This window comes from Nocardioides sp. WJ219, from assembly GCF_058559815.1.
Genome location: NZ_JBZUJV010000001.1, coordinates 96,452 through 107,985, shown reverse-complemented (window position 1 = coordinate 107,985; position 11,534 = coordinate 96,452). Strand labels below are relative to the sequence as shown.

Here is an 11,534-nt window from a genome sequence, read left to right as displayed (position 1 = left end):
CGGCCCGTCGTCGACGACGACGGGCCGGGGTGGTCAGGCGGTGACGGACTCGCGGGCCGCGACGGTGGCGTCCTTGCGGGCGGTCTCCAGGAGCGTGCGCCACGAGGCGGCGGGCTTGCGGCGCAGCAGCGCACGGCGCTCCCGCTCCGTCATGCCGCCCCAGACACCCCACTCGATCTGGTTGTCCAGCGCCTCGGCGAGGCACTCGGTGCGCACCGGGCACCCCTGGCACAGCGTCTTGGCCTTGTTCTGCTCCGCGCCTCGCACGAACAGCTTGTCCGGCTGCTCGGCCTTGCAGGCAGCCCGCGGCGCCCAGTCCTCAACCCACATGATGATGTCCCCATACTGTTTCCGAGATCGAGCGACATCCCCATGACGCCGTCCCTGTCCCATCTCTGAGTCCTAAAGGTAAAGATCGGCGGCGATCGGGACCAGACTCATTCGACCCAACTTCCGTAGTCCCGAATGACTAGTCCGGTCTGACTACTCCGGCCCTGGGGTCGCCCGCCGATGATTCCTGGAGGGTCCAGGGCCTCACGTACATTGGGGCGGTGTCCAGGCCCAGGTCCGAACGACCCCGACCCACCACCGTCCTCTCCCACGTCGGGGTGATGGTCGCCGTGTCCGTCGTCCTCGGTGTCGTCGTGTCCGGCCTCGCGATCCCCTTCGCCGGCGTCCTCGGCTTCGCGGCCAAGAGCACCGCCGACTCCACCGACGACCTGCCGCTCGAGCTCGAGTTCGGCGCGCTGCCGCAGAAGACCACCATCCTGGCCGGCGACGGCAGCGTGCTGGCGACGGTCTTCGACCAGAACCGGATCAACGTCTCGCTCGACCAGATCTCGCGGACCATGATCGAGGCCCTGGTCTCCATCGAGGACTACCGCTACTACGAGCACGGCGCGCTCGACGTCAAGGGCACCCTGCGCGCCCTGGTCAGCAACCTCGGGTCCGGTGGGGTCGTCCAGGGCGGCTCGTCGATCACCCAGCAGCTGGTCAAGCAGACGCTGTTCAACGCCGCCACGACCAAGAAGGAGCAGGCGGCCGTCATCGACGACACCTACGCCCGCAAGCTCAAGGAGCTGCGCTACGCGATCGCCCTGGAGAAGAAGTACTCCAAGGACCAGATCCTCGAGCAGTACCTGAACACCGTCTACTTCGGCGACGGCGCCTACGGCATCCAGGCCGCCGCCAAGCACTACTTCAACGTCAACGCCCGCCGGCTCAACCTCAACCAGTCGGCGATCCTGGCCGGTCTCGTGCAGAACCCCTCCGCGTTCGACCCCACCAACCACCCGAGCCGGGCGCTCGAGCGGCGCGACGTCGTCCTCGACCGGATGGCCGGGCTGGACGTGATCACCCAGCGCGCCGCCGACCGGGTCAAGGCCAAGCGGCTCAAGCTCGACCCGCAACCCCGCGGGAGCGGCTGCGTCTCCAGCCGCGCGCCGTTCTTCTGCAACTACGTCCTGGAGTACCTGCTCACCAAGAAGGAGCTCGGACGCAACAAGGAGGAGCGCGACCGGCTGATCAAGTCCGGCGGACTCACCATCGGGACCACCATCGACCTGACCTACCAGCAGGCCGCCGACGACGCGACCGCCGCCAACGTGCGGCCCACCGACCAGGCCATCGGAGCGCTGGCGATGGTCGAGCCCGGCACCGGCGCGGTCAAGGCACTGTCCCAGTCGCGACCGATGGGCCGCGACAAGGCCGCCGGTCAGACCTACCTCAACTACACCGTGCCGTCGCAGTACGGCGACGCCAACGGGTTCCAGGCCGGCTCGACGTTCAAGGTCTTCGTGCTGGCCGACGCGATCCAGAAGGGCACCGCGCTCAGCGACACGTTCCCCGCGCCGAACGAGCAGTTCTTCGACCAGGCCGACTTCGAGAACTGCCCCGACTCGCCCCCGTTCGGTGGCACCGGCACGCTGCCCAACTCCGTGCAGTCGGGGGGTGTGGAGAACCTCTACACCGGCACCCGCAACTCCATCAACACCTTCTTCCTCAACCTGGAGAAGGACGTCACGGGCGTCTGCGACCCGTTCAACCTGGCCAAGGCGATGGGCATCCGGCTCACCTGCCCCGAGGAGGACAGCTGCCCGAACGTCTCGCTCGAGCGGACCATCAACTGGTTCCTCGGCGTGGCCGACGTGAGCCCGCTCGAGATGGCCGAGGCCTACGCGACGTTCGCCGCGCGGGGTGAGCACTGCGAGGCCCGCCCGGTCACCACGATCAAGGACGCCAACGGCACCCTGCTCAAGGAGTACGAGCCGCGCTGCACCCAGGTGATGTCGGAGACGACGGCCGACGCGGTCAACGACATCCTCCGCGGCGTCATCGAGGGCGGTTTCGCCGCCGAGGAGGCGCTCTCGGTGCCGGCGGCCGGCAAGACCGGCACCACCGGCACCCAGTCGATCTCGCCGTCGGTGTGGTTCGTCGGCTACACACCCCAGGTGGCGACGGCGGCGGCGATCGCGGCCGCCGACGACTTCGGCAACCCGATCGGCCTCGACGGGCTGATCATCAACGGATCGTCCGTGAGCGCGTCCGGGTCGCGGCTGGCCGGGCCGATGTGGGGCGACGCCATGAAGGTCATCGACGACAACCTGGAGTACGAGGACTTCGTGCCACCGACCACCGTCGACGGCTACGGAGCCGAGTCCGTCTACGTCCCCCCGCCGCCCAGCAGCGGGGACAACGACGGCCGGCGCCGGTAGGGCCGGGGGCCGGGCGGACTAGCCGAGCTGGCGGCGTACCTCGGCGGCCACGGCGCCGCCGTCGGCGCGCCCCTTGACCTGCGGCTGGACCACGCCCATCACCTTGCCCATGGCGCGCATGCCCTCACCGGCAGCGCCGGTCTGCGCGACGGCTGCGGTCACGATCTCGGCGATCTCGGCGTCGGTGAGCTGCTCGGGCAGGTAGTGGGCGATCACCTCGGCCTCGGCGCGCTCCTTCTCGGCGCTCTCGGGCCGGCCGCCGTCGGCGAACGCGGTGGCGGCCTCGCGCCGGCGCTTGGCCTCGGACGTCAGCACGCCGACCACCTCGTCGTCGCTGAGCTCGCGCGCCGCCTTGCCGGACACCTCGGCGTTGGTGACCGCGGTCAGCACCATGCGCAGCGTGGAGGAGCGCAGGCTGTCGCGCGCCTTCATCGCCGCGGTGAGGTCGGCGCGGAGCTGCTCCTTGAGGGTCATGTGACTCATTGTGGCAGCCTGGCGCCGTGATACGGACCGGGTTTGCGACGAGGCTGCTGGGCGCCGGTGCGCTCGCCGGCGCCGGCGTGACGGCGTACGCCGCCTGCGAGGCGCGGCGCTACACGCTGCGCCGCGTCGAGGTGCCGCTGCTCCCGCCGGGCGCCCGGCCGCTGCGGGTGCTGCACCTCAGTGACCTGCACCTGACGCCCGGGCAGCGCCGCAAGCAGGACTGGGTACGCCGGCTCGGGGCGCTGCAGCCCGACCTGGTCGTCGACACCGGCGACAACCTCGCCCACCGCGACGCGGTGCCGTGGGTGGTCGACGCGCTCGGCGGGCTGCTCGACGTCCCCGGCGTGTTCGTGCACGGCTCCAACGACTACTTCGAGCCGAGCATGCGCAACCCGCTGCGCTACCTGCTCCCCGACGACGGCCGCCGGCACACCGACACCAGGCAGCTGCCGTGGCCCGAGCTGTCGCGGCAGTTCACAGACGCCGGCTGGCTCGACCTCACCAACCGCCGCGGCACGCTGACGGTCGGTGACCTGCAGCTGGCGTTCGCCGGCGTCGACGACCCGCACCTGACCTACGACCGCCTCGACGAGGTCGCGGGTCCGGCCGACGAGGCGGCCGACGTCCGGCTGGGCGTCGCGCACGCGCCGTACCTCCGGGTCCTCGACCAGTACGCCGCCGACGGCTACGACGCCGTCCTGGCCGGCCACACCCACGGCGGCCAGGTCTGCCTGCCCGACGGACGGGCGCTGACCACCAACTGCGACCTCGACCCCGCCCGCGCCCGCGGGCTGCACCGCCACCCCGCCGCCTCGAGCCCGGGTGACCCCGGCTCCGCGTGGCTGCACGTGTCGGCCGGCCTCGGGACCAATCCCTACGTCCGGCTCCGGCTGGCCTGCCGCCCCGAGGCGACGCTGCTGACCCTCGTGCCGGCCTGATACCGATTGGGGACGGCCGGACCGCCTCCGGTATGCTCCGATGCTGGTGGGCAGGCCCCGGTCGGCACACCATCGGGCTGTGGCGCAGCTTGGTAGCGCGCTTCGTTCGGGACGAAGAGGCCGCAGGTTCAAATCCTGTCAGCCCGACTCTTCACAGCAGCACGACGACCCCGGTCCGGATCCGTCCGGACCGGGGTCGCGTGCGTCCCGGCCGTGCGAAACTGCTGTCATGGCCGACGACGAGACCGAGCGCCCCAGCCTCGAGGCGCCCCAGCTCTTCCGCCGCCGCCGCAAGGCTGACCGCCGTCCCGTCGAGAAGCCCGCCGAGCCCACGAGCGAACCGGCCGCTCGACGGAGCGTCGCACCGGCCCCCGAGCCCCGCCAGCCCCCCGCGCCGGCCGCCGACACCCGCGTCTTCGAGGACTCCGGCCTCGACATCACCACTCCCCTGCCGACCGCCGACGACGCACCCGTCGAGGAGGACCGCCCCGCGCCGGCCGCCGCCCCGCGCCGCAGCCTCCGGCTCCGTCGCGGCTCGCGTCCCGCGGGCGCGACCCAGGTGCTCGACAACGACCTCGACGACGACCTCGACGACGCGCCGGCTGACGTCGACGACGAGGCCCCGGCCCGGCGTCAGCCCCGGCGCCCGTTGCCGCTGCCGTCAGGCCCCGCCGCAGCGGCACTGACCGGCGTCGTGGTCGGGCTGTCGCTGGTGGGACTGACCTGGCTCGGGTTCCGCGGCTGCGAGGCGGCCCGTGGCACCAGCTCGTGCGGCACCGGTCCCGGCATGGCCGCCCTCGTGCTCATCATGGTGCTCGCGATCGTCATCGGCGGGGTCCTGCTGTCCCGCTTCGGCGTGCCCGACCCCGGCTCGACCAGCTTCCTCGGCACCGGCCTGACCGGCGTCATCTGCCTGCTGTTCCTGGTCGAGCACCTCGACGCCTGGCCGATGGTGTTCGTCATCCCGGCCATCACCGCCCTGACGTTCCTCGGCTCCTGGTGGGTCACCACCAGGTACGTCGAGACTGACTGAATTGTCGTCCGGACGGGCGGATTGCGTCCGCCGTCGGCGACAGCGTCAGCGACGGACCGGGAGCACGGCCGACGCCGGCCGCAAGCAATACCGCCCGCCGGACGACGTGCCCGTCCGGACGACCATCAGCGCAGCAACAGCTCGGCGATCTGGACGGTGTTGAGGGCGGCGCCCTTGCGGAGGTTGTCGCCGGAGACGAACAGGGCGAGGCCGCGCTGGCCGTCGACGCCCTCGTCCTGGCGCAGGCGGCCGACGTACGACGGGTCCTGGCCGGCGGCCTGCAGCGGCGTCGGCACGTCGCTGAGCTCGACGCCGGCGGCGCCGGACAGCAGCTCCCGGGCGCGCTCGACGGGCATCGCCCGGTCGAACTCGGCGTTGATCGCCAGCGAGTGGCCGGTGAAGACGGGGACCCGCACGCAGATGCCGGAGACCCGCAGGTCGGGGATGCCGAGGATCTTGCGCGACTCGTGGCGCAGCTTCTGCTCCTCGTCGGTCTCACCGAGACCGTCGTCGACGATCGAGCCGGCCATCGGGAGCACGTTGTAGGCAATGGTGCGCACGTACTTCTGCGGCTCGGGGAACGCCACCGCGGCCCCGTCGTAGGCGAGCTCGCGGGCCTTGTCGCCCGCGGCCGAGACCTGGGTGGCCAGCTCGTCGACGCCGGCGACGCCGGAGCCCGAGACGGCCTGGTAGGTCGACACCACGAGGCGCGCCAGCCCGGCCTCGTCGTGCAGCGGCTTGAGCACCGGCATCGCGGCCATGGTGGTGCAGTTGGGGTTGGCGATGATCCGGCGGCCGCCCTCGCGCACCGCGAGGTCGATGTCGCCGGGGTTGACCTCCGAGACCACGAGCGGGATCTCCGGGTCGCGGCGGAACGCCGAGGAGTTGTCGACCACGACGACCCCGGCCTCGGCGAACGCCGGCGCCAGGGCGCGCGACGTCGTGGCCCCGGCCGAGAACAGCGCGATGTCGAGCCCGGACGGGTCGGCGGTGGCGGCGTCCTCGACGACGACCTCGCCGCCGGCGAACGGCAGCACCGTGCCGGCCGAGCGGGCGGAGGCGAAGAAGCGGACCTCGTCGGCGGGGAACGCCCGCTGCTCGAGGATCTGGCGCATGGCGACGCCCACCTGCCCGGTGGCGCCGACGATCCCGATGCTGGTCATCTCAGCGCCCCGATCCGCCGTAGACGACGGCCTCGACCTCGGTGGCGTCGAGGTCGAACGCCGTGTGGGTGGCCGCGACGGCTGCGTCGACGTCGACCTCGTCCACGATCACCGAGATCCGGATCTCGGAGGTAGAGATCATCCCCAGGTTGACGCCGGCGTCGGCGATCGCGGAGAAGAACTTGGCGGTCACGCCGGGGTGGGACCGCATCCCGGCGCCGATCAGCGAGACCTTGCCGATCTTGTCGTCGTAGAGCAACGACTCGAAGCCGATCTGCGCCTGGAGCCCGGCCAGGGCCGTCATCGCGGTCTGCCCGTCGGTGCGCGGCAGCGTGAACGAGATGTCGGTCAGGTTGGTGGCCGCGGCCGAGACGTTCTGGACGATCATGTCGAGGTTGATCTGCGCCTCGGCCAGGGCCGTGAAGATGCGCGCGGCCTCGCCGACCTTGTCGGGGACGCCGACGACGGTGATCTTGGCCTCGCTGCGGTCGTGGGCGACGCCGGCGATGATCGCTGCTTCCATGCTGCTGCCCTCCTGGGCCTGGTGGTTCTCGTCGTTGATCGACCCGCGCACGATGGTGCCGTCGAGGTGGCTGAACGACGACCGGACGTGGATCGGGATGTCGTAGCGGCGGGCGTACTCGACGCACCGCAGGTGCAGGATCTTGGCGCCGCAGGCGGCGAGCTCGAGCATCTCCTCGTAGGTGACGCTGTCGAGCTTGCGGGCCGCCGGGACGATCCGCGGGTCGGCGCTGAAGACGCCGTCGACGTCGGTGTAGATCTCGCAGACGTCGGCCTCGAGCGCGGCCGCCAGGGCGACGGCGGTGGTGTCGGTGCCACCGCGGCCCAGGGTGGTGATCTCCTTGGTGTCCTGGGAGACGCCCTGGAACCCGGCCACGATCACGATGTGGCCCTCGGCGATGGCCGACTGGATGCGTCCGGGCGTGACGTCGATGATCTTGGCCTTGCCGTGCACCGAGTCGGTGATCACGCCGGCCTGGGACCCGGTGAACGACCGGGCGCTGTAGCCGAGGTCGGAGATGGCCATGGCGACCAGCGCCATCGAGATCCGCTCACCGGAGGTGAGCAGCATGTCGAGCTCGCGCGCCGGCGGCTGCGGGCTCACGGCGCGGGCCTTGTCCAGCAGCTCGTCGGTCGTGTCGCCCATCGCGGAGACCGCGACGACGACGTCGTGGCCGGCCTTCTTGGCCTCCACGATCCGTCGGGCGACCCGCTTGATCGCGTCGGGGTCGGCGACCGACGATCCGCCGTACTTCTGCACGACAATGCCCACCGGGCTCACTCCTGGGTCGGGGATGCGTTTGCGGTGACCGATTCTACGGACGCGCGACCCTCGGCCCGGGCGGGCGACAAGGGGTGGATGCTCAGGACGGCTTGGTGGTGCTGCCGTCGAGGACCGCCGCGGCCGCCTCGATCTGGTGGAGCTCCTCGTCGTTGTCGACGTCGAGCCGGTCGTGGGCGACCACCGAGAGCAGCGCGTTCAGCGCGGCGCCGGCGAGGTTGCCCCAGTTGTTGACGTAGGAGAACTGCCACCACCACAGCGCCTCCTCGACGTGGCCGAGGCGGAAGTGCCGCAGCCCGTTCTCCAGGTCGAGGGCGATGCTGGCCAGGTCGTCGGAGAGCTGGCTGGCCACCACGTCGGGCACGTAGGGGTCGAACACGAAGGTGTAGGTGTCGACGTTGCCGAGCATCTCGGCCAGGCGCAGCCGCATGTCGTCGACGTCGGCCTCGGGGCCGACGTCGGGCTGGTACTCCGCGCGCGGCACGAAGTCGTGCTGGACGCCGAGCCGGGCGCCGGCGAGCAGCACCTGGCTGATCTCCAGGAGCAGCAGCGAGATCGCGCGACCCCCGTCGGCCTCGCGGGCGATCTCGCGCAGCGCCAGCAGGAAGCTCGACACCGAGTCGGCGATCTGCTGGGCGAAGTCCTCGGTCTCGCTGTCGGGTGGGGTCACGGTCGGGTCCTCGGTCGGGGTCACGGGGCGGCCTGCCTTCCTACGAATGCTCGTCCGAGGGTGACCTCGTCGGCGTACTCGAGGTCACCTCCCACCGGGAGTCCACTCGCCAGCCGGGTGATGCGCAACCCGAGGGGTCGCAGCTGGCGGGTGAGGTAGGTGGCGGTGGCCTCGCCCTCGAGGTTGGGGTCGGTGGCGAGGATGATCTCGCCGATCTGGTCGTCGGAGAGACGGGTCATCAGCTCGCGGATGCGCAGCTGGTCGGGCCCCACGCCGTCGATGGGCGAGATCGCGCCGCCCAGCACGTGGTAGCGGCCCTTGAACTCACGGGTGCGCTCGATGGCGACGACGTCCTTGTACTCCTCCACCACGCACAGCACCGACGGGTCGCGGCGCGGGTCGACACAGATGCGGCACTGCTCGGCCTCGGAGACGTTGAAGCAGGTGGCGCAGAACCGCACCCTCGCCTTGACCTCGATCAGGACGTCGGCGAGGCGGCGTACGTCGGTGGGGTCGGCCTGCAGCAGGTGGAAGGCGATCCGCTGGGCGCTCTTGGGACCGACACCCGGCAGCCTGCCGAGCTCGTCGATGAGGTCCTGGACGACGCCTTCGTACACGCCTCGAACACTACGGGCAGGCCCTGCTCAGAAGCCGAGCGGTCCCGGCGCGGCGCCCCCGCCACCCAGACCGGGCAGGCCGCCCGCGAGGGGGCCGAGCGCCTGGGCCGCGGCGTCGTCGGCGTTGGCCTTGGCGTCGCGGTAGGCCGCGACGATGACGTCGCCGAGGTCGGTGAGCGACTCGGGGTCGTCGCCGTCGACGACGCCGGGCCCGATCTCGACCCCGACGACCTCGCCGGTGCCGGAGACCTTGACCGTCACCCCGGCCGCGCTGCCCTCGACGATGGTGTCGGCCAGCCGCTCCTGGGCCTCCATCAGCTGGGACTGCATCGCCTGGGCCTGCTCCAGGAGGGCGTTCATGTCGAAGCCCCCGGCTCCGCCGAGCGGGTTGTCGGTCATGGTGTGGGCCTTCCGGTCGGGGTGGGTGGGACGGTCACTGGTGCGGGATCTCCTCGATCACCGTGGCGCCGAGGTGGTGGGCGAGCAGGTCGTCGGTGCCGAGCTGGTCGGAGTCGGCGTCGAGGTCGTCGGGGCTCACCTCGGCGTCGGCATCGGCCAGCGACGGGCCGGTCGGCGCCGGGGCCTCTCCGACGGGGCGGGTCTGCCGGATCGCCTCGCGGGCCGCGGCCTGCGGGGGCGCCGGCTCGGGCTCGTCGGTGGCCCACGGAGGCGGTTCGTCGGGAGGGGGCGGGGCGGCCGCCGCGGCCTCGCGTGCCGGCGCCTGCTCGGGCTCGCGGCGGGCCGGCGGAGCGTGCGCCGCCTGCGGCGGTGCGAGGTCGGGGTCGGCGCCGGGGTCGATGATCGTCTCGATGCGCCAGTCGGCGCCGATGACGTCGATGACCGCCTGCCGCACGATCTCGGGGCTGCCCCCGGCGTCGAAGGAGTCGCGGGCGCCCGCGTTGGCGAACCCCAGCGTCAGCGTGGAGCCGTCGACCGCCACGACCTGGGCGTTCTGCGAGAGGTGGATCCAGGTGATCCGGCGGCGCTGCTTGGTGGCCTCGATGATGTCGGGCCAGAGCCGGCGTACGTCGACGAGCGTGAGTCCGCCGCCGCCCACGGGGGCGGGGTCCGGCGCCGCTGCGGGTGCGGGTGCGGGCTCGGCGGGCGCGGCCGGCGCCTGGGCCGGCTCGGGCGACGGCTCGGGCTCGGGCTGGGACTCGGGCTGGGGCGCCGGCTCGGGCTGGGGCGCCGGCTCGGGCGGCGGCTCGGGTACGGACTCGGGTACGCGGGGTGGCAGCGGCGGGGCCGGTGGGGCGGCGGGGGCCGGGGCGGGGACCGCCACCGGCGGGGTGGGCGCGGGCGCCGGCTCGACCACGGCGACCGGCGCCGCGGCCTCGACGGCCACCGTGGCCGGCGCCGGCGCGGCGGACGCCGCCGGGGCGATCGAGGCGCGGCGCTCGAGGCGGTCGAGGCGGGCCTGGACGCCGTGGGTGGTGTGGTCGGCGCCCGGCAGCAGCACGCGGGCGCAGATCAGCTCGAGCAGCAGCCGGGGCGCGGTGGCGCCGCGCATGTCGGTCAGGCCGGCGGCGACGAGGTCGGCGGCCCGGCTCAGGTCGGCCCGGCCGAACCGGGCCGCCTGGGCGACCAGCCGCTCGCCCTGGTCGTCGGCGACGTCGATCAGACCGGTGGCCGGCGCGTCGGGCACCGCGGCGACGATGACGAGGTCGCGCAGCCGGCGCAGCAGGTCCTCGGTGAACCGGCGGGGGTCCTGCCCGGTCTCGATGACCTTGTCGACGACGCCGAAGACCGAGGCACCGTCGCCGGCGGCGAACGCGTCGACCACCTCGTCGAGCAGGGTGTCGGGGGTGTAGCCGAGCAGGCCGCTGGCGAGGTCGTAGGTGACGCCCTCGGGACCGGCGCCGCCGAGGAGCTGGTCGAGCACCGACAGGGTGTCGCGCGCCGAGCCGGCGCCGGCACGCACCACCAGCGGGAGCGCGGCGGGCTCGATCGAGACGCCCTCGCGCTCGCAGAGCTCGGTGAGGTAGGCCGAGAGCATCCGCGGCGGGATCAGCCGGAACGGGTAGTGGTGGGTGCGCGAGCGGATGGTCGGGATGACCTTCTCGGGCTCGGTGGTGGCGAAGATGAAGCGCAGGTGCGGCGGCGGCTCCTCGACGAGCTTGAGGAGCGCGTTGAACGCCGCCGGCGTGACCATGTGGGCCTCGTCGATGATGTAGACCTTGTAGCGGTCGCGGACCGGCGCGAAGAACGCCTTCTCGCGCAGGTCGCGGGCGTCGTCGACGCCGTTGTGGGACGCGGCGTCGATCTCGATGACGTCGATCGACCCCGACCCGCCCCGGGCCAGCTCGCGGCAGCTGTCGCACTCGCCGCACGGGTCGGCCACCGGGGCCACCGCGCAGTTGAGGGCGCGGGCCAGGATGCGCGCCGACGTCGTCTTGCCGCAGCCGCGGGGTCCGGAGAACAGGTAGGCGTGGTTGACCCGGTTGTTGCTCAGCGCCGACCGCAGCGGCTCGGTCACGTGCTCCTGCCCGATGACCTCGGCGAAGGTCTCGGGCCGGTAGCGGCGGTAGAGCGCGAGCGGTGAGTCCACGAGCCCGACCCTAACCACCGACACCGACACCGACACCCGCCTACGGCAGACCAGCCCTCCCCGAG

At 72.5% G+C, this 11,534-nt stretch carries 11 protein-coding genes and 1 tRNA gene; 4 read left to right on the top strand and 8 right to left on the bottom strand.

The genetic code is table 11. The annotated features are described in order from the left end of the window. Nucleotides 1-33: 33 nt before the first annotated feature. Complete coding sequence (locus tag AC4MBH_RS00515; RefSeq protein WP_491792368.1) at nt 34-330, bottom strand: WhiB family transcriptional regulator; 297 nt, start codon at nt 328-330, stop codon at nt 34-36. A 221-nt stretch (nt 331-551) separates the two neighbouring features. Between AC4MBH_RS00515 and AC4MBH_RS00510 the strand changes: the two genes are divergently transcribed. After that, nucleotides 552-2,714, top strand: a complete 2,163-nt coding sequence (locus tag AC4MBH_RS00510) for a transglycosylase domain-containing protein (RefSeq protein WP_491792367.1) — start codon at nt 552-554, stop codon at nt 2,712-2,714. Nucleotides 2,715-2,732: 18 nt separating this feature from the next. Here AC4MBH_RS00510 and AC4MBH_RS00505 read toward each other — a convergent pair whose 3' ends face one another. Further along, nucleotides 2,733-3,197 (bottom strand): GatB/YqeY domain-containing protein, encoded by a 465-nt coding sequence (locus tag AC4MBH_RS00505; protein ID WP_491792366.1) that lies wholly within the window; start codon nt 3,195-3,197, stop codon nt 2,733-2,735. 17 nt (nt 3,198-3,214) lie between these two features. On the opposite strand from AC4MBH_RS00505, the gene AC4MBH_RS00500 reads away from it, so the two are divergent. The 3 genes from AC4MBH_RS00500 (at nt 3,215) to AC4MBH_RS00490 (ending at nt 5,168) form a co-directional block, all read left to right on the top strand. Beyond that, nucleotides 3,215-4,135, top strand: a complete 921-nt coding sequence (locus tag AC4MBH_RS00500) for a metallophosphoesterase (RefSeq protein WP_491792365.1) — start codon at nt 3,215-3,217, stop codon at nt 4,133-4,135. Nucleotides 4,136-4,208: 73 nt separating this feature from the next. Continuing rightward, nucleotides 4,209-4,282 (top strand) — tRNA-Pro (locus tag AC4MBH_RS00495). A gap of 82 nt (nt 4,283-4,364) precedes the next feature. Next, on the top strand, nt 4,365-5,168 hold the full coding sequence (locus AC4MBH_RS00490; protein ID WP_491792364.1) for a hypothetical protein: 804 nt from the start codon (nt 4,365-4,367) through the stop codon (nt 5,166-5,168). Between the two features lie 125 nt (nt 5,169-5,293). Here AC4MBH_RS00490 and AC4MBH_RS00485 read toward each other — a convergent pair whose 3' ends face one another. The 6 genes from AC4MBH_RS00485 to AC4MBH_RS00460 form a co-directional block, all read right to left on the bottom strand. Continuing rightward, nucleotides 5,294-6,331 carry an aspartate-semialdehyde dehydrogenase gene (locus AC4MBH_RS00485; RefSeq protein ID WP_491792363.1) on the bottom strand — a complete coding sequence of 346 codons (1,038 nt, stop codon included), beginning with the start codon at nt 6,329-6,331 and terminating at the stop codon, nt 5,294-5,296. Between the two features lies 1 nt (nt 6,332). Next, nucleotides 6,333-7,625 (bottom strand): aspartate kinase, encoded by a 1,293-nt coding sequence (locus tag AC4MBH_RS00480; RefSeq protein WP_491792362.1) that lies wholly within the window; start codon nt 7,623-7,625, stop codon nt 6,333-6,335. A gap of 91 nt (nt 7,626-7,716) precedes the next feature. Further along, entirely contained in the window at nt 7,717-8,304 is a 588-nt protein-coding gene (locus AC4MBH_RS00475; protein WP_491792361.1) for a DUF5063 domain-containing protein, read from the bottom strand. A 20-nt stretch (nt 8,305-8,324) separates the two neighbouring features. Beyond that, nucleotides 8,325-8,921 (bottom strand): recombination mediator RecR, encoded by a 597-nt coding sequence (recR, locus tag AC4MBH_RS00470; RefSeq protein ID WP_491792360.1) that lies wholly within the window; start codon nt 8,919-8,921, stop codon nt 8,325-8,327. Between the two features lie 27 nt (nt 8,922-8,948). Next, entirely contained in the window at nt 8,949-9,320 is a 372-nt protein-coding gene (locus AC4MBH_RS00465) for a YbaB/EbfC family nucleoid-associated protein (protein ID WP_491792359.1), read from the bottom strand. Between the two features lie 34 nt (nt 9,321-9,354). Next, on the bottom strand, nt 9,355-11,469 hold the full coding sequence (locus AC4MBH_RS00460; RefSeq protein ID WP_491792358.1) for a DNA polymerase III subunit gamma and tau: 2,115 nt from the start codon (nt 11,467-11,469) through the stop codon (nt 9,355-9,357). Between the last annotated feature and the right edge of the window lie 65 nt (nt 11,470-11,534).